The organism is Streptomyces sp. NBC_01384, from assembly GCF_045040035.1.
In the GTDB taxonomy this organism is placed as follows: Bacteria; Actinomycetota; Actinomycetes; order Streptomycetales; family Streptomycetaceae; genus Streptomyces.
Map to the genome: position 1 here is coordinate 3753847 of NZ_CP109559.1, position 17112 is coordinate 3770958.

The 17112-nt window shown below is 71.3% G+C and carries 14 protein-coding genes, 2 pseudogenes and 1 riboswitch; of the genes and pseudogenes, 9 read left to right on the plus strand and 7 right to left on the minus strand.

The features are described from left to right. Positions 1 to 46 precede the first annotated feature (46 nt). Positions 47 to 736: a hypothetical protein gene (locus OG747_RS17010; RefSeq protein WP_405880195.1), complete on the plus strand. Its 690-nt coding sequence runs from the start codon at positions 47 to 49 to the stop codon at positions 734 to 736. A gap of 32 nt (positions 737 to 768) precedes the next feature. On the opposite strand, the gene OG747_RS17015 is transcribed toward OG747_RS17010, so the two are convergent. Next, positions 769 to 2214 carry a glycine hydroxymethyltransferase gene (locus tag OG747_RS17015; protein ID WP_405880196.1) on the minus strand — a complete coding sequence of 482 codons (1446 nt, stop codon included), beginning with the start codon at positions 2212 to 2214 and terminating at the stop codon, positions 769 to 771. A 33-nt stretch (positions 2215 to 2247) separates the two neighbouring features. Next, positions 2248 to 2335, minus strand: a riboswitch (ZMP/ZTP riboswitch). A gap of 123 nt (positions 2336 to 2458) precedes the next feature. Here OG747_RS17015 and rocD point away from each other — a divergent pair. Continuing rightward, positions 2459 to 3676 carry an ornithine--oxo-acid transaminase gene (rocD, locus tag OG747_RS17020; RefSeq protein ID WP_405880197.1) on the plus strand — a complete coding sequence of 406 codons (1218 nt, stop codon included), beginning with the start codon at positions 2459 to 2461 and terminating at the stop codon, positions 3674 to 3676. Here the strand turns inward: rocD and OG747_RS17025 are convergent. Further along, positions 3673 to 4869: a glutathionylspermidine synthase family protein gene (locus tag OG747_RS17025; RefSeq protein ID WP_405880198.1), complete on the minus strand. Its 1197-nt coding sequence runs from the start codon at positions 4867 to 4869 to the stop codon at positions 3673 to 3675. The genes rocD and OG747_RS17025 overlap by 4 nt on opposite strands. Positions 4870 to 4935: 66 nt before the next feature. Continuing rightward, positions 4936 to 5286 carry a hypothetical protein gene (locus OG747_RS17030; RefSeq protein WP_405880199.1) on the minus strand — a complete coding sequence of 117 codons (351 nt, stop codon included), beginning with the start codon at positions 5284 to 5286 and terminating at the stop codon, positions 4936 to 4938. 141 nt (positions 5287 to 5427) lie between these two features. Between OG747_RS17030 and OG747_RS17035 the strand changes: the two genes are divergently transcribed. Next, on the plus strand, positions 5428 to 6264 hold the full coding sequence (locus OG747_RS17035) for a hypothetical protein (RefSeq protein WP_405885570.1): 837 nt from the start codon (positions 5428 to 5430) through the stop codon (positions 6262 to 6264). Between the two features lie 551 nt (positions 6265 to 6815). On the opposite strand, the gene OG747_RS17040 is transcribed toward OG747_RS17035, so the two are convergent. Further along, positions 6816 to 7502 (minus strand): DUF3050 domain-containing protein, encoded by a 687-nt coding sequence (locus OG747_RS17040; RefSeq protein WP_405885571.1) that lies wholly within the window; start codon positions 7500 to 7502, stop codon positions 6816 to 6818. Between the two features lie 181 nt (positions 7503 to 7683). On the opposite strand from OG747_RS17040, the pseudogene OG747_RS17045 reads away from it, so the two are divergent. The 5 genes and pseudogenes from OG747_RS17045 (at position 7684) to OG747_RS17065 (ending at position 13317) form a co-directional block, all read left to right on the plus strand. Further along, positions 7684 to 8268 (plus strand): annotated as a pseudogene (locus tag OG747_RS17045) (antibiotic biosynthesis monooxygenase). Between the two features lie 30 nt (positions 8269 to 8298). Continuing rightward, the gene (pabB, locus tag OG747_RS17050; RefSeq protein ID WP_405880200.1) at positions 8299 to 10488 is read left to right on the plus strand and encodes an aminodeoxychorismate synthase component I; all 2190 of its coding nucleotides are present in this window, start codon (positions 8299 to 8301) and stop codon (positions 10486 to 10488) included. Next, positions 10485 to 12131 carry an AMP-binding protein gene (locus OG747_RS17055; protein ID WP_405880201.1) on the plus strand — a complete coding sequence of 549 codons (1647 nt, stop codon included), beginning with the start codon at positions 10485 to 10487 and terminating at the stop codon, positions 12129 to 12131. The genes pabB and OG747_RS17055 overlap by 4 nt, the downstream gene beginning before the upstream one ends. A 103-nt stretch (positions 12132 to 12234) precedes the next feature. Then, positions 12235 to 12498: pseudogene (locus OG747_RS17060) on the plus strand (monooxygenase); the annotation flags it as partial. A 12-nt stretch (positions 12499 to 12510) separates the two neighbouring features. Beyond that, a complete protein-coding gene (locus tag OG747_RS17065) occupies positions 12511 to 13317 on the plus strand; it encodes an aminotransferase class IV (protein ID WP_405880202.1) in 807 nt (268 codons plus the stop codon). Between the two features lie 153 nt (positions 13318 to 13470). Here the strand turns inward: OG747_RS17065 and OG747_RS17070 are convergent, their stop codons facing one another. Beyond that, on the minus strand, positions 13471 to 13962 hold the full coding sequence (locus OG747_RS17070; protein WP_405880204.1) for a carboxymuconolactone decarboxylase family protein: 492 nt from the start codon (positions 13960 to 13962) through the stop codon (positions 13471 to 13473). A 9-nt stretch (positions 13963 to 13971) separates the two neighbouring features. Then, entirely contained in the window at positions 13972 to 15489 is a 1518-nt protein-coding gene (locus tag OG747_RS17075) for a PLP-dependent aminotransferase family protein (protein WP_405880206.1), read from the minus strand. 47 nt (positions 15490 to 15536) lie between these two features. Here OG747_RS17075 and OG747_RS17080 point away from each other — a divergent pair, with 47 nt between their 5' ends. Beyond that, positions 15537 to 16058 (plus strand): carboxymuconolactone decarboxylase family protein, encoded by a 522-nt coding sequence (locus OG747_RS17080; protein ID WP_405880207.1) that lies wholly within the window; start codon positions 15537 to 15539, stop codon positions 16056 to 16058. Positions 16059 to 16151: 93 nt separating this feature from the next. On the opposite strand, the gene OG747_RS17085 is transcribed toward OG747_RS17080, so the two are convergent. Next, positions 16152 to 17102 (minus strand): ABC transporter substrate-binding protein, encoded by a 951-nt coding sequence (locus OG747_RS17085; protein WP_405885572.1) that lies wholly within the window; start codon positions 17100 to 17102, stop codon positions 16152 to 16154. Positions 17103 to 17112 lie beyond the last annotated feature (10 nt).

The window sequence follows — 17112 nt, forward strand, 5'->3', positions numbered from 1 at the left end:
CAGGGGCGGATACTCAAGGGACGTACGGGGGCCGGACGGGGGACGCATGACGGGCAGGGGCAGACGGACGAAGTCGGGGATCGCGGTCCTCGTGGGTGTGGTGCTCGCCCTGCTGGGGGCACCCCCGGCGCGGGCTTCCGCGCCGACCGCCGGGCGGACCGGCCCGGACATCGCCCTGGTCATCGCGGGCGGCACGGGGCGGACGACCACGCTGCACTCCGGAGGGCGGGACTTCGCGCGGCTGTGGGACCTGCTGGCGCCCACGTACACGGGGACGGTGCGGGTACCGGACGCCTGGGTGGCGGGCGACTTCCCGCGGGTACGGGTCACCGTGGTGTGGGGGCGGAGCGGGGTCGGGGGCTGGCCGCAGACCGACGGCGCGCCGGGGAGCGCTGTCGCCATGGAGCGCCAGGACCAGCTGTTCCTGGCGGCGGACGGCACGCCCTGGGTGCGCACGGACCCTTCGCCCGAGGTGGTGGACGACGACATCCGCTGGCATCGCGCGCCGCGCTCGGTGTTCGAGCAGGTGGTGCGGCAGGGGAGGCTGCTCGCCGGGAGTGCGGCGGCGGCGACCTCGAAACCGGGTCTGGAGGAGCGTGCGAGGTGGGGGCTGCCCGGGCTGGCCGCGGGGCTGGTCCTCGGCGTCGGCGGCACGCTCCTGATGCGCCGCGCGGCGGCCCGGCGTGATGCTGCCGGACCGCCGCGGGAACCACGACAGGAGCTGATCGACCTGTAGGCCGGCCGGCCGACCGGGCCGGCCCGGGGGCGTCAGCCGAGGTCGATCTCCGGGTAGAGCGGGAAGGGCGTCAGCAGGTCGGTGGCGCGGTGGGCGATCTCGTCGGAGATCTTCGGGTCCAGGACGTGCTGGGCCTTGGACGGGGCGCCCTTGGCGGTGGTGCCGGGCTCGGCGGCGGTCAGGACGCGGTCGATCAGACCGGCGATCTCGTCCATCTCGGTCGTACCCAGGCCACGGGTGGTCAGCGCGGGGGTGCCGATGCGGATGCCGGAGGTGTACCAGGCGCCGTTCGGGTCGGCGGGGATGGCGTTGCGGTTGGTGACGATGCCCGAGTCGAGCAGCGCGGACTCGGCCTGGCGGCCGGTGAGGCCGTAGGAGGAGGCGACGTCGATCAGGTTGAGGTGGTTGTCCGTGCCGCCGGTGACCAGGGTGGCGCCGCGGCGCATCAGGCCCTCGGCGAGGGCGCGGGCGTTGTCGACGACGGCCTGGGCGTAGTCGCGGAACTCGGGGCGGCGGGCCTCGGCCAACGCGACGGCCTTGGCGGCCATGACGTGCGGGAGCGGGCCGCCGAGGACCATCGGGCAGCCGCGGTCGACCTGCTCGGCGAGGGTCTCGTCGCACAGGACCATGCCGCCACGCGGGCCGCGCAGCGACTTGTGGGTGGTCGTGGTGACGATCTGGGCGTGCGGGATGGGGTCGAAGTCGCCGGTGAGGACCTTGCCGGCGACCAGCCCGGCGAAGTGCGCCATGTCGACCATGAGCGTCGCGCCGACCTCGTCGGCGATCTCCCGCATGATGCGGAAGTTCACCAGGCGGGGGTAGGCGGAGTAGCCGGCGACGATGATCAGCGGCTTGAAGTCACGGGCCGACGCCCGCAGCGCCTCGTAGTCGATGAGGCCGGTGGCGGGGTCGGTGCCGTAGGAGCGCTGATCGAACATCTTTCCTGAGATGTTCGGGCGGAAGCCGTGGGTGAGGTGGCCGCCGGCGTCCAGGGACATGCCGAGCATGCGCTGGTTGCCGAAGGCCTGGCGCAGCTCGGCCCAGTCGGCCTCGGAGAGGTCGTTGACGTTGCGGACACCGGCCTTCGCGAGGGCCGGGGCCTCGACGCGCTGGGCGAGGACGGCCCAGAAGGCGACCAGGTTGGCGTCGATGCCGGAGTGCGGCTGGGCGTAGGCGTGCTCGGCGCCGAAGAGCTCGCGGGCGTGCTCGGCGGCGAGGGCCTCGACGGTGTCGACGTTGCGGCAGCCGGCGTAGAAGCGGCGGCCGACGGTGCCCTCGGCGTACTTGTCGCTGAACCAGTTGCCCATGGCCAGCAGGGTGGCCGGGGAGGCGTAGTTCTCGGACGCGATCAGCTTGAGCATGTCGCGCTGGTCGGCGAGCTCCTGGCCGATGGCGTCGGCGACGCGGGGCTCCACGGCCCGGATCACGTCGAGGGCGCTGCGGAAGGCGGTGGACTCGGTGGAGAGGGGCTCAGGCATGTGACGGCCTCCGGACGTGGCGTTCAGCGTTCACGGGTCGGCCCAGGCGCACGGCACTCGGTTCACAGGGCCGCTCCCCGATGGTCGGTCCCATCCCAGCGCGCCAGTCACGGCCCCGCCGGTCAGCCTACCGGGCGCGCCGGATCGCGGGGTTCCTCGGTCCACCATGCGAGCGAGACGATAGGAGTGAGGGCTGTGCAGGGAAAGCTGTAGGGACCCCTGTGCCGTAGGAAACGGAGATTCCGTGACCACCACCGAACGGCTGATCGCCTCGGCCGACGCGCACAGCGCGCACAACTACCACCCGCTGCCGGTCGTCGTGGCGACGGCGGACGGGGCCTGGATGACGGATGTCGAGGGCCGCCGCTACCTCGACCTGCTGGCCGGCTACTCGGCGCTGAACTTCGGACACGGCAACAGACGGCTGATCGACGCGGCCAAGGCGCAGCTGGAACGGGTGACGCTGACGTCGCGGGCGTTCCACCACGACCGGTTCGCCGACTTCTGCGCGGAGCTGGCGGAGCTGTGCGGCATGGAGATGGTGCTGCCGATGAACACAGGCGCGGAGGCGGTGGAGACCGCGGTGAAGACGGCCCGGAAGTGGGGGTACCGGGTCAAGGGCGTGCCCGCGGAGATGGCGAAGATTGTGGTCGCGGGCAACAACTTCCACGGCCGTACGACGACGATCATCAGCTTCTCCACGGACCCGGAGGCGCGGGCGGACTTCGGGCCGTACACGCCGGGGTTCGAGATCGTGCCGTACGGGGACCTGACCGCGATGCGGGCGGCGCTCTCCGAGAACACGGTCGCCGTGCTGCTGGAGCCGATTCAGGGCGAGGCGGGGGTACTGGTGCCGCCGCACGGTTACCTCCCCGGGGTGCGGAAGCTGACACGGGAGCGGAACGTCCTGTTCATCGCGGACGAGATCCAGTCCGGGCTGGGGCGCACGGGCCGTACCTTCGCGTGCGAGCACGAGGGCGTGGTGCCGGACATGTACGTGCTGGGCAAGGCGCTCGGGGGCGGGGTCGTGCCGGTGTCGGCGGTGGTGTCGAGCGGGGAGGTGCTCGGGGTGTTCCGGCCCGGGGAGCACGGGTCGACGTTCGGCGGGAATCCGCTGGCCTGTGCGGTGGCGCTTGAGGTGATCGCGATGCTGCGGTCGGGCGAGTACCAGGGGCGCGCGGCGGAACTGGGTGAGCATCTGCACCAGGAGCTGGGGCTGCTGGCGGGCACCGGGCATGTCACGGCGGTGCGCGGGCGGGGGCTGTGGGCGGGCGTCGACATCGCGCCGGAGTACGGCACGGGACGCGAGATCTCCGAGCAGCTGATGGACCGGGGCGTCCTGGTCAAGGACACCCACGGGGTGACGGTCCGGATCGCCCCGCCCCTGGTCATCAGCAAGGAGGACTTGGACTGGGGGCTGGCTCAGCTGCGCGCCGTGCTGGGCGCCGTAGGGGGCGGCTAGAGGATCACGTGGGGCAGGAAGCGGGCGTACTCGTCGGTGATCAGACCGGAGGACTCGCGGATGCCGAGGCCCGCCGACTCGCCGTCCACGACCCAGGCGCCGAGGACGACGTGGTTGCCGTCGAAGGCGGGCAGCGGGGCCAGCTCCTGGTAGCAGCAGGGTTCGTCGTCGCGTAGGACGGGGGCGGCGGTCCCGGTTGCCGGTTCGTGCACCGTCACCCCGGCGCCCTCGCGGCCGAGGAGGGGCTTGGCGACGTACCCCTTGTCCGTGGCCAGCTCCCGGGGGCCGTCGAGGTAGGCGGGGAGGAGGTTGGGGTGGTCCGGGTACAGCTCCCAGAGGACGGCGAGGAGGGCCTTGTTGCTGAGGAGCATCTTCCAGGCGGGCTCGATCCACAGGGTCGTGCCCGTACCGCCGCCGTTGTCGAGGGTGTCCAGGACGTGGTCGGCGAAACGGTCCGTCGTCAGCCATTCCCACGGGTAGAGCTTGAAGCAGCTGCGGATGAAGCGGAGCTGGTTGTCGACGAAGCGGCCGGAGAGCGGGTCCCAGCCGATCTCTTCCATGGAAATCCAGTCGGTGTCGAGGCCCGCCTGTTCCGCCGTCTCCTTCAGATACGCGACGGTCATCAGGTCCTCGCCGAGCTCGTCGGCGGCGGAGTGCGCGAAGTAGAGGGGGCTGCCCGGCGGAAGGAGGGCGGCCTGTTTCTTCCAGGCGGCGATCAGGCGTTCGTGCAGGGAGTTCCACTGGTCGGCGCCGGGGAAACGGTCCTGCATCCAGAACCACTGGGGGCTCGCCGCCTCGACGAGGGAGGTCGGGGTGTCGGCGTTGTACTCCAGGAGTTTGGCGGGGCCCGTGCCGTCGTAGCGGAGGTCGAAGCGGCCGTAGACGGAGGGCAGTTCGGCGCGGCGGTGCCAGGCCTCGGCGACCGCCCGCACCACGCGCGGGTCGGTGATGCCGAGGTCGGCGAAACGGTTCGCCGTGACGATGTGCCCGGCTGCCGCCAGGCACATGCGGTGCAGCTCCTCGACGACCTCCTCCAGCTCCTCCACCTCGGGGAGCGAGAAGACGTAGTACGCGCTCTCGTCCCAGTAGGGGCGCAGGGAGTCGTCCGGGTAGCGGGTCAGGGGATAGATGAGGCCCTGCTGCTCGACCGTCTGCTGCCAGCCGCGGCGGGGCTCGATGGTGCGGCGTTCCATGGCGTACGGGTCCGATCGGTGCTGGGCGCGCGGCCTACGGGTGCGGTGCCGGTGGCGTGGTGTCGCTCAGCCGCCGGACCTGCCCTTGCCGCTGCCGAAGCCGCCGCGGTCGACGGAGTGGTGGCTGCCGCCGCTGGTGCTGCTGCCGGAACCCTTGCTCGACTTGGTGAAGGAGCCGCCGTCGACCCAGCCGCTCTTCTTCTTGCCGCCGTAGTACCAGCCGCCGTTGAAGGAGGTCGTGGTGGTCTTGCAGTTCTTGTCGGCGACGACCTCGTAGCCCTTGGCCGCGGTGTAGCTGTCGCGGTCGACACAGCGCTTGTCGGGGTCCGAGGAGCAGGCGGTGAGGGCCGCCGCGAGGAGTCCCATGCCGCCGAGTACGACCGTGCCCGAGCGCAGTTGCCGTCGCGTGTCCGCCATCTTCGATCCCCCGTTGTCGTTTTCTGTGCGTCCTGCTTGGAGCAAGGGATCAGACTAGAGAACGGTTGCGGCAGGTGGGCGGGACCCCCCCTGGGATTCGGCGTCCCCTGCAGTCACTACAGTCACTTCGTGCTCTTTGGAATGGTGTGCGCACTTGGTGCGGCGGTCTGTTTCGGTACGGCGACGGTGTTGCAGGCGATCGCCGCGCGGGCGGCAGCCGACACCGGAGGCAGCGGCGGCGCGGGCGGGGACGCGGCGCTGCTGCTGCGGGCGCTGCGGCAGTGGCGGTATCTCGCGGGCCTCGCGCTGGACGGGCTGGGTTTCCTGCTGCAGATCGCGGCGCTGCGGTCGCTTCCCATCTACGCGGTGGGTGCGGCGCTGGCGGCGAGCCTCGCGGTGACGGCGGTGGTCGCCGCGCGGCTGTTGCGGGTGCGGTTGAGCGGGGTGGAGTGGGCCGCGGTGGGGGTGGTGTGCGCGGGGCTGGCGATGCTCGGGCTGGCGTCCGGGACGGAGGGCGGCGAGGCGGGGTCGATGACGCTGAAGTACTGGATGCTGGGGACCGCGGTGGTGGTGCTGCTGCTCGGGTTCGTCGGCGGGCGGTTGTCGGGGCGGGGGCGGGCGTTGGTCCTCGGGCTGGGGGCCGGGTTCGGGTTCGGGGTCGTCGAGGTGTCGGTGCGGCTGATCGACGAGCTGGCGCTCGGGGCGCTGGTCCGCAATCCGGCGACGTACGCACTGCTCATCGGGGGAGGTGCCGCGTTCATGCTGCTGACCACGGCCCTGCAGCGGGGTTCGGTGACGACGGCGACGGCCGGTCTTGTCATCGGCGAGACCATCGGGCCGGCGCTGGTGGGGGTGGTCTGGCTGGGCGACCGTACGCGGGAGGGGCTGGAGTGGCTGGCCGTGCTGGGGTTCGTGGTGGCGGTGGCGGGGGCGTTGGCGCTGGCACGGTTCGGGGAGGCGCCGGTGGAGGAGGCGTGACGGGTCGACGGGGCGACGGGGCTGGGCCGGGCGTCGCCTCGCCACCGCGGCCCCTACCCGGCCCCCAGTTCGCACCAGACCAGCTTGCCCCGATGCCCGAGCCGGGAAAGCGGCTGCCGGCCCCACTCGTCGGAGCACGCCCGTACGAGAGCGGCTACACGCACAAGCAACTGGGCTGACCCCCACTCCCGTCCCCACCACCTGCGCCCCGACCCCCGCCCCCCGGCTTCCGGCCTCCGGGGCGCTGTTGGCGCAGCCGCTGCGGCCGGGTGGTCGGCCGCGGGAATGTGACACTCGCCGCGCAAGTGTCACATTCGCCGGGCCACACACCATGGCCCCCGGGGCACCGGCCAGACCGCCCACCACGCCGACCGGGATGCGCCGACAGCGTCCGATTCCCCGGGCCGGGGGCACAGCCAGGGTCCGAGACCTGGGACGAACCGGTCCGCCGCGGATTTGTGCGCAAACCGGCCCACCTCAGCCGGCTCGCCCGGCTGGTGCGCGCCCGGGGGGCCAGCCCGCCGCGGCGCACCGCTCAAGTCCTCAAGCCCTCAGGCCATCGCCTCCGCGATGCCGTCCCAGAGGCGGGACCTGGCCTCAAGGGCGAGGGTCGCCGTCTCGACCGCCCCCTGCCAGCGCGCGTCGTCCGCGCCGCAGAGGTCGGCCACCATCTGCATGGCCATGGGCGTGTGCTCCTCGCCGTCGACCTCGATATGGCGGGCCAGGTAGTCGCAGAAGAGCGGGAAACGGTCGGTGCCCTCCTTCTTGATGACCTGGTCGAACATGTCCGGGATGAGGTCCTCCCGGGAGAAGGCGAAGGCGGCCGCCCGGCAGTGCAGCGGCCGGTCGGAGATGATCTCGAAGGTGGTGCGGACGAACTCGGCTGCGGGGGCGGGGACTTGGGAGACGCGGAGTGCGGAGGACACGTCGTGGCCCTCGGTGATCAAGGCGAGGAAGGTGTCGATCCGGGTCGTGTCGGCCGCCGCCTCGGCCATGCCCGCGCGGTACAGCTCGAAGTGGCTGGTGAAACCGCCGTTCAGCTCGTCGCTCTCCTCCACGAGCACGATGTCGTTGATCAGCCGTCGGCCGACCTCCGTGCCGCGCGGTACCCAGGGGACGTCGACGCAGGTCAGTTCCCGTTGCAGGGACTTCAGCAGGGACATGAAGTCCCATACCGCGAACACATGGTGCGCCATGAACGTCGCCATGTCCTCCCGGCTGTTTATCCGGATGGCGATCGTGCAGCTTTATCGGCGACCCTCGCAAGCGCTTTCAAGAATTTCCGAAGAGTTACCAGGAGTAGCGCCGCGCAGAAGATATCAAGATAACCAAAAGGTAACCAAAAGGTAACTATCAGGACACTGGAAAAACTTCGTTGAAGATTTGAACGCGGCTCGAGGCCCGTGCGTATTCGGTGGGGTGACCAGGAATCCCGTTACCGTCACCTTGGCGTTTCACGTGATCCCCGGCCGCGAGACCGACTTCCACTCATGGGGGTGGGCCGTGCTGCGGGCGAGCGCTCGTGAACCGGGCTTCCTAGGGGATGGAGTACTTGCCGACGGAGAGGCGGAGTGGCATGTGGTCTACCGCTTCGACAGCTAGGGGTCGGCCCTGGCCTGGGAAGACTCGATCACCTGGGCGCAGTGGACCGCCCGCGCGGACCCGTTCGCCCGCGAGACGGGCCGGCGGAGCGTGCGGGACTCCAAGAAGTGGTTCGACGCCCAGACCGGCACACCCGACCCGCCGGCCGCGCCGCGCCCGCCCTCGAAATGGAAGCTCTGGTTCGTGAATATGAGCGCGGTATTCCCGCCGGTGCTCATATTCAATGTGACCGTGCTCCCCTATCTCAGCGGCATCAATCCGCTCATCCGTACGCTGCTGCTGTGCCTGTGTGTGACGGCCCTCGTCACCTGGATTCTCATGCCGCGCCTTCAGCGTTTCTTCAAGAAATGGCTGTACCCACCGCTCCAGGCACTCCGTGGACGACATAAACGGACCGCGTAGGCCCGAGAACGACCAAAGGGAGGTGGGCGGGTGAAGACCCTGCTCATCGACAATTACGACTCGTACACGTACAACCTGTTCCAGCTGATCGCCGAGGTCAACGGCGAGGAGCCGGTGGTGATCCTCAATGACGCCCCCGCAGACAGAATTCCGGATCTTGCGGAATTCGACAATGTGGTGGTGTCGCCCGGTCCCGGGCACCCGGCCGCGGAACGTGACTTCGGATTCAGCGCCAGAGTGCTCGCCGAGTCCACGATCCCTGTGCTCGGCGTCTGCCTCGGCCACCAGGGCATCGCGCTGGGCGAGCGGGGCCGGGTGCTGCCCGCCCCGGAGCCCCGGCACGGTCATCTGTCCACGATCCGGCACGACGAACGGGACCTGTTCCAGGGGCTGCCGCAGCACTTCACCGCGGTCCGCTACCACTCGCTGTCCGTGCGCGAGCCGCTGCCCGAGACCCTGGAGGCCACCGCCTGGGCCGAGGATGGCGTCCTGATGGGGCTGCGGCACCGCACCCGGCCCCTGTGGGGAGTGCAGTTCCACCCGGAGTCCGTCCTCACCGAGTACGGCCGCCGGATGCTCATGAACTTCCGCAACCTCACGGCGGAACGCGCCCGCAAGCCCCGTACGAAGAACACCGCGGTCACCCCGGTCGCCGCCGCCATCCGCTCCGCGGCGGCGATCCCCCGCCCCGCGCGGACCGTCGGCCCCGTCTACCGCCTGCACACCCGCCGGATCGCCACCGCCATCGACGCGGAGGCCGCCTTCACCCGGATGTACGCCGCCGCCCCCCGGTCGTTCTGGCTGGACAGCTCGCGGGTCGAGGAAGGGCAGTCCCGGTTCTCGTTCTTCGGCGACGGCTCGGGGCCGCTGTCCGAGTTCGTGCGGTACGACGTCACGAGCGGCCGCTGTGAGATCGAGCGGGCCGGGCGGCCGCCGCGCAAGGTCCGGGCGAGCGTCTTCGACTACCTCAAGCGGCAGTTGGCGAACCGCCGCGTGGACGCCACCGGTCTGCCCTTCGACTTCACCGGCGGTTACGTCGGCTACTTCGGCTACGAACTGAAGGCCGAATGCGGCTCCCCGAACCGGCACCGGGCCGAAACCCCCGACGCCTGCTGGCTGTTCGCCGACCGGCTGATCGCGGTGGACCACCAGGAGGGCTTCACCTACGCCGTCTGCCTGGCCGAGGACACCCCGGCGGCCACGCGGGAGGCCGTCGACTGGCTGGAGGGCGCGCTCGCCCAGCTCACCTTCGTCTCCACGGAGAAGCCCCACGCACCCCTGACCGCCGAGCCGGATCCCGGCGCCGCCGAGCCGTGGCTGGTCCGCGACCGGGCGACCTACCTCGCGGACATCGAGGCCTGCGGGCGGGAACTGCGAGCGGGCACCAGCTACGAGATCTGTCTGACCAACGCCGCCCGGCTGCCCGCCCCGCCCGACGCGTACGACTTCTACCGGGTGCTGCGCCGGGTCAACCCGGCACCGTACACGGCCTTTCTGCGCTTCGGCGACCTCGACGTGGCGGGCGCCTCCCCCGAGCGTTTCCTGCGGATCACCCGGGACGGCGTCGCCGAGGCCAGGCCCGTCAAGGGCACCGCACCGCGCGGCGACACCCCTGAGCAGGACGCGCGCCTCAGGGACGCGCTCGCCTCGGACGCCAAGACCCGCGCCCAGAACCTGATGATCGTCGATCTGCTCCGCAACGACCTGGGCCGGGTCTGCCGGACCGGCACGGTACGCGTCTCCCGGCTCATGGCCACCGAGTCGTACGCCACCGTGCACCAGCTCGTCTCCACCGTCGAGGGCCGGCTGCGCGAGGACACGGACACGGTGGACTGCGTCCGCGCCTGCTTCCCCGGCGGCTCGATGACCGGCGCGCCCAAGCTCCGCACCATGGAGATCATCGACTCCCTGGAGACCGAGGCACGCGGTGTGTACTCCGGCGCCCTCGGCTACCTGGGGTGCAGCGGCGGCGCGGACCTCAACATCGTCATCCGCACCGCCGTGCTCGCGGACGGACTGATGCACCTGGGCGCCGGGGGCGCGATCGTCCTCGGCTCCGATCCGGCGGCGGAGTACGACGAGATGCTGCTGAAGACGGCGGCGCAGATGCGGGCCCATCGGGAGCACGCCGGCGCACGTACCCATCGGGAGCGCGCCACCGTGCCCACCCGGCAAGAGCGCACCGCCGTACCGGCCGTCGCCGAGGAGCCCGCCCGATGACGACCCCAACCTCCACGACGGACCCGCAGTCCACCACGGCCGCACAGTCCGTGACGGCCACACAGTCCGTGACGGCCGCACAGTCCGTGACGGGCTCTCACGTCATCCCGCCTTCGGCCGACGCCGACGCCGACGCCCCCGGCAATCTCGCCGCCCATCTCGCCGCGCTCGCCGAGCGGCGCCGGTGGGGCGACCGGATCGCCTTCCACCAGGGCCACCGGGCCTGGACGCACGGCGAGGTGCACGAGCTCGCGGCCCGCGCGGCCGGCGTGCTCGCCGGACATGGAGTGGGCCCCGGCGACCGGGTGCTGCTCGCGCTGCCCGACGGCATCACCTGGGTGGCGGCCTTCCTCGGCACCGCCCGGCTGGGCGCCGTCGCCGTGCTGGTCAACCCCGAACTGCCCCCGGCCGACCACGCGTTCATGGCCGAGGACACCCTGGCCGTGCTCTGTGTGACCGGACCGGGCCTGGAGGATCGTTTCACCGACCGCGTACGCCTCGGCGCCGATCAGCTGATCGCGCTCACCGCCGACGCCGAGCCCGCCGCCGCGCACCCGGTCGACGCGCACACCCCGCTCTACGTCCAGTACACCTCCGGTACCACGGGCCGCCCCAAGGGGGTCGTGCACTGTCACGGCGACCCGAAGACGTACTACGACCTCATCGGCCGGCGGCTGCTGCGGATCTCCCAGGACGACGTCACCCTGTCGGTGTCGAAGCTGTACTTCGCCTACGGCTTCGGCAACGCGTTCGTCTTCCCCCTCTTCTCCGGCTCGTCCGCCGTCCTGGTGGACCGGCGTCCGAACCCGGCCGCCGTCGATGAACTCGTCGCCCGGCACCGGGTGACCCTGCTCTACTCCGTGCCCTCCGCGTTCGCCGCCCTGGTCGCCGACCGGGGCAGCGGCCACGCGGCCTGCTTCGGCTCGGTACGGGCCGCGATGTCGGCCGGGGAAGGCCTGCCGGAGGGGCTCGGAAGGCAGGTCACCGAGCTGCTCGGCGCGCCGGTCCTGGAGCAGATCGGCTCCACCGAGGCCGGGCACGCGTTCTGCGCCAACAGCTTCGAGCACAACCACCCGGGCACGGTCGGCCGTCCGGTCCCCGGCTTCGAGGTGGAGCTGCGCGACCGTGCCGGGCTGCCGGTGGCGGACGGCGCGGAGGGCGAACTCTGGGTGCGCGGGCCGACGGTGACGCCCGGCTACCTGAACCGGCCCGAGGAGACCGAACGCACCCTGGTGGGCGGCTGGCTGGCCACCCACGACCGGGCGCGCCGCGAGGCGGACGGCAGCTACCGGCACCTGGGCCGCACCGACGACCTGGAGATGGTCGGCGGGATCACCGTCTCCCCGCTGGAGGTGGAGGCCGTCCTGCGGACCCACCCGGCGGTGAAGGAGGTCGCGGTCGCGGCCATGACCGACTGGCGCGGCTTCAGCCGGCTGCGCGCCTTCGTCGTCCCCGTCGCGCCCTTGCCGTCGGGCGTGACCGGCCTGTCCGGTCCGTCCGGTCTGGAGGCCGACCTGGTGCGCCTGGCGCGCGAGCACCTCGCCGCGTTCAAGGTCCCCAGGAACATCAGCTTCGTCCCGTCCCTGCCCCGCACCCCCACCGGGAAGCTCCGCCGCCACCTGGTCCGTCAGGGCGCCTGGTGACCACGACCACCACCGGCAACACGATGACCGAAAGGAACGGGCACATGCGACAGCAGCAGCCCCTGCTCGCCGACCGCGGTTTCTACCTGGGCCCGATGTTCCGGCGGCGGCCGCGCGGGCCGTGGCCGCCGGGACGGCGGAGGCAGTCGCCGGGTTCGGTGACGTCCGGCGCGCGGCGGCCCTGTTCAACAGCGCCGCCGCCGGGACGGCGCTGGACCATCTGCGGCCACGGCGCCGGATCGTACGGGTGAAGCAACGTGCGGCGGCGGCCCTCGCGCCCGTGCTGCCGTGGTGCGGTTCCTGGCTGGAGCACGCACCGTACGGACCCCGGCACGGCGCGCCCGCCGTGCCGGGGCGCAAGTACTGAGAGGGGCATGGAGTGACACAACCGGCAATCACGGAGGGGCTGTTGGTGTGGTCGCCCGGCCGTGGACCGACCTCCGGCCCGGCGACCACTGCGCCCACGGGTGGGCGGCTGCTCGTCGCGGACTCATGGCTGCTGCGGGACGGCCGGATGCGCGGCTTCGACCGGCACCGGGAACGCTTCCTGCGGGCCTGCGGCGACTGCGGCGGCCCGCCGCTGGACCGGCTCGTGGAGTTCTGGCGGGACATGACCGCCGCGCTGCCGCGCACCGGGGAGTGGTTTCCCCGGGTCGAACTCGCCTCGGGCTCGATGGAGTTGAGGCTGCTGCTGCGGCACGCCCCGCCGCTCGGCACGGGCGTGCGGGTCTGGGCGGCGGGGCAGCCCGATCCGCGGACCGTTCCCCGTCGCAAGGGACCGGACCTGGACACCCTGGCCCGGGTCCGGCGGCGGGCGGCCGGGGAGGGCGCGGAGGAGGCGGTGCTGATCGCGCCCTGCGGTGCGGTGCTGGAGGCGGCCACCGCCAGCGTGCTGTGGTGGGAGGACGACACCTTGTGCCTGCCCTCGCCGCAGCTGCCGGTCCTCGCCGGAGTGACCGTCGGCCTCATCCAGGGACGGGCCCGGCACTCCGGAATCCGCATCGCCCACCGCGAGCGGACCGTGGCCGAGCTCGACGGCCGTGAGGTGTGGCTGGTGAACGCACTGCACGGAATCCGGCCGGTGACGGGCTGGACGGGACGACCGATGGCGGCGGCGCCGGCGGTGCGCGCCCCGGAATGGCGGCAATGGCTGGACGGCATGATGGAGCCGCTGCCGATCGACTGACTCGTTCAACTGAATCATTCAACTGAATCAGTCAACCGACTCGATCAAATGAATATCGGCCGATCGCTGGCTGAATCATAAGGAGCAGGAGCCGGACGAATAACGCCGGGTCGAAATGTGAATTCGACCCGGCGCTCTCCATGCTGCCAGAATTCAGCTTTTCTTCCCCGCGGGCTGATAGCCGCCCGGAACCATCCGTGTCGCGATCGCGATCCGGTTGTACGCGTTGATGACCGTGGCCGCCCAGATCAGCGCCGCGATCTGGGCCTCGTCGAAGACCTCCGCGGCCGCGGCGTAGACCGCGTCCGGCACATGTCCGTCATGGACCAGCGTCACCGCCTCGGTCAACGCCAGGGCGGCACGCTCCCGTTCGGTGAAGAAGGGGGTCTCCCGCCAGGCGTTCAGCGCGTAGATCCGCTGCTCGGTCTCGCCCTCGGCGCGGGCGTCCTTGGTGTGCATGTCGAGGCAGAACGCGCAGCCGTTGATCTGCGAGGCGCGAATCCTGATCAGTTCCAGCAGTTCCGGTTCGACCTTGGCGTCCTGGGCCGCGGAAACGGCGGCGCCGTGCAGGGCACCCATCGCACCGGATACATCGGGGGTAATCTTCTTCAGGGCCACACGGAATATGGAGTCGCTATTGCCCATGGTGCGACTCTATCCATGAAATGGACCATCGGCTTCCTTCTTATCCAAAGTATCGCCCAAAGTATCGTCCAAAGCATTACCGAAAGGCAATGCCGCGCACAACGCGTCCAGTGCCCCCGGCCACGCGTGGTCCGGCGGTGTCCCGTACCCCACCACCAGCGCGTCCGTCCGCCCGGCGGTCGACTCCGGGTGGCGGTAGCGGTCAAGGCCGTGCACCGCGAGCCCCTGCCACGCCGCCGCCCGCAGCGTCGCCCGCTCGGTGCCCGGCGGGAGGCGCAGCACCACGTGCAGGCCGGCCGCGATACCGGTCGCCCGGACCTCGGGGGCCCGCGCCGCGAGCCGTGCCACCAGGGCGTCCCGGCGGCGCCGGTAGCGCAGCCGGGCCGCGCGGACATGGCGGTCGTACGCGCCCGAGGTGATGAACTCCGCCAGGGTCAGCTGGTCCAGCACCCCGCACGACCAGTCCACCCCGCCCTTCGCCGCGACCACCTCCGGCGCGATCGAGGGCGGCAGCACCAGCCAGCCCAGGCGCAGACCGGGGGCCAGGGACTTGCTGGCCGTGCCCAGGTAGACGACGTGGTCGGGGTCGAGGCCCTGGAGCGCGCCGACCGGCTGGCGGTCGTAGCGGAACTCCCCGTCGTAGTCGTCCTCCAGGATGAGACCGTCGCCGCGGCGCGCCCAGTCCACCACCGCGGCCCGCCGGTCGGGGTGCAGCGGCACACCCATCGGGAACTGGTGCGCGGGGGTCAGCAGTACCGCCCGTACGCCGGTCGCCTCACCCGCCCGGTCCGTCAGCTCCTCCGTGCGCGCGCCCAGGTCGTCGAATCCGAGCGGCACCGTGCGCAGTCCGGCCCGTTCCAGCAGCCTCCAGTGCGCGTCGAGCCCGTACGGCTCCACGGCCAGCGACGTCAGTCCGCGCCCGCGCAGCACCTGGCCGAGCAGCATCAGCCCGTGCACGAAGCCGGAGCAGATGACGATGCGTTCCGGGTCGGCGCGGACACCGCGGGCCCGGGCCAGATAGCCGGCCAGGGCGGTGCGCAGTTCGACGCGGCCGCGCGGGTCGCTGTAGTCGAGGGCCTCGTACGGGGCGACGGTCAGCGCGCGACGGGAGGCCTTCAGCCAGGCCGTGCGGGGGAAGGAGGACAGGTCCGGGGAGCCGGGGACGAGGTCGTACGCCGGGCGGGAGCGGGCGCGGCGGCCGGGTGCCGGGGCGGCGGAGGGCGGCGGCACCGGACTCCCCCACTGCCCGAAAGGCGTGGGAGGTACCCCCATCGCGACGCTCGTGCCCGAGCCCTGGCGGGCGGTGAGCCAGCCCTCCGCGACCAGGTCCGTGTACGCGTCCGCGACCGTGTTGCGGGCAATGCCCAGGTCGGCGGCGAGGGAACGCGAGGAGGGCAGCCGGGTGCCGGGGGCGAGACGGCCGCCGCGGACCGCTTCGCGGAGGGCGTCGGTCAGACCTCTGCGGACGCCGGGTCCGGTCGGCTCGACATGGAGGTCGACACCCAAAGTGGCCCAAGATTTCGCCATGGAAATGGACCATACTCCTGGGCTGCTTCGCTCGTAGGGTCAAGAGCATGACGACGAACGACAACACCACAACCACCACCGCCACCACCGCCGAGTACGCCCCCGAGCACAGCCCCCGCCTGCACTGGGCCAAGTACGCCCCCGAGGTCTACAAGGCCATGCTCCGGCTGGAGACGGCGGCCCAGCAGGGGCTCGACCCGAAGCTGCGCGAGCTGGTGAAGATCCGTGCCTCGCAGCTCAACCACTGTGCGTTCTGCCTCGACATGCACACCAAGGACGCGCTGGCGGCCGGGGAGAGCGCGCAGCGGATCGTCCAGCTCAGCGCGTGGGAGGAGTCGAAGCACTTCTACACGGAGAAGGAGCTGGCGGCGATCGAGCTGACCGAGGCCGTCACCGTCCTCACCGACGGCTTCGTACCGGACGAGGTGTACGAGAAGGCCGCCCGGCACTTCGAGGAGGCGGAGCTGGCGCAGCTGATCGCCGCGATCACGGTGATCAACGCGTGGAACCGGTTCGGGGTGACCACGCGCATGGTCCCGGGCCACTACGAGGCGGGGCAGCGCCACTGACGGAGGGCACGAAGGAACGTACGCCGCCATCGACCACCCGCTGCCTGGGGCTCTGGCCCGCAGGGTGCCCCGCGGGGGGCACCCTGCGCCGAACTACCGGGGCAGCCAGGCGCGCCACGTCGACGCGTGGCTGTCCACCCACTTCTTCGCCGCCTCCCGCGCCGACAGCTTGTCGCCCGCGATCATCAGGGAGACCTCGTTCTGGTCCTCGGTGGTCCACTTGAAGTTCTTCAGGAAGGCGGCTGCCCTGCCGCCGCTCTTCGCGAAGTCGGCGTTCAGGTACTTCTGCAGCGGCGTGTGCGGGTAGGCGCAGGCGACCTTCGCCGCGTCGGTGTCACAGCCCTCCTTGTACGGCGGCAGCTTCACCTCTGTCATCGGGACCTTCTTGAAGAGCCACTGGGGCGAGTACCAGTAGGTGAGGAAGGGCTTCTTCTCCTTCGCGAACTGCTTCATCTGCGTGATCTGCGCGGCCTCCGAACCGGCGAACACCACCTGGTAGTTCAGTTTCAGGTTGTCCACCAGGGCCTTGTCGTTGGTGACGTAGGAGGGTGAACCGTCCATGAGCTGGCCCTTGCCGCCGCTCTCCGCGGTGCGCAACCGGTCGGCGTACTTGTTGAGGTTCCTCCAGTCCGTCACGTCCGGGTGCTGCTTGGCGAAGTACGTCGGGACGTACCAGCCGATGTGCCCGGTGACCCCCAGGTTCCCGCCGGGGGCGATGGTCCTCTTCTCCTCGACGTACCGCTTCTCCTGGTCGGGGTGGCCCCAGTCCTCCAGGATGGCGTCGACCCGGCCCTGGCTGAGCGCGTCCCACGCGGGGACCTCGTCGACCTGGACGGTGTCGACGCGATAGCCGAGCTCGTGCTCCAGCAGGTACTGCGCGACGGCCACATTGGCCTGCGCGCCCACCCAGGACTGGACGGAGAGGGTCACGGTCTTCGCGCCCTGGGCACCCGCGAAGGGCGAGGCCTGCTTGGTCATGTCGACGGCGCCGCAGCCGGTCGTCAGGACCAGCAGAGCAAGGGCGGCCGTCGTCCGTGTCCGTATACGAGACATG

Bases quoted from the DNA above. Each gene is read 5' to 3' on its own strand.
- OG747_RS17070 (WP_405880204.1), bottom strand. From the start codon at position 13,962: ATGGGCAATAGCGACTCCATATTCCGTGTGGCCCTGAAGAAGATTACC.
- OG747_RS17025 (WP_405880198.1), bottom strand. From the start codon at position 4,869: ATGGAACGCCGCACCATCGAGCCCCGCCGCGGCTGGCAGCAGACGGTC.
- OG747_RS17055 (WP_405880201.1), top strand. From the start codon at position 10,485: ATGACGACCCCAACCTCCACGACGGACCCGCAGTCCACCACGGCCGCA.
- OG747_RS17080 (WP_405880207.1), top strand. From the start codon at position 15,537: ATGACGACGAACGACAACACCACAACCACCACCGCCACCACCGCCGAG.
- OG747_RS17075 (WP_405880206.1), bottom strand. From the start codon at position 15,489: ATGGCGAAATCTTGGGCCACTTTGGGTGTCGACCTCCATGTCGAGCCG.
- OG747_RS17030 (WP_405880199.1), bottom strand. From the start codon at position 5,286: ATGGCGGACACGCGACGGCAACTGCGCTCGGGCACGGTCGTACTCGGC.
- OG747_RS17035 (WP_405885570.1), top strand. From the start codon at position 5,428: ATGGTGTGCGCACTTGGTGCGGCGGTCTGTTTCGGTACGGCGACGGTG.
- OG747_RS17010 (WP_405880195.1), top strand. From the start codon at position 47: ATGACGGGCAGGGGCAGACGGACGAAGTCGGGGATCGCGGTCCTCGTG.
- OG747_RS17015 (WP_405880196.1), bottom strand. From the start codon at position 2,214: ATGCCTGAGCCCCTCTCCACCGAGTCCACCGCCTTCCGCAGCGCCCTC.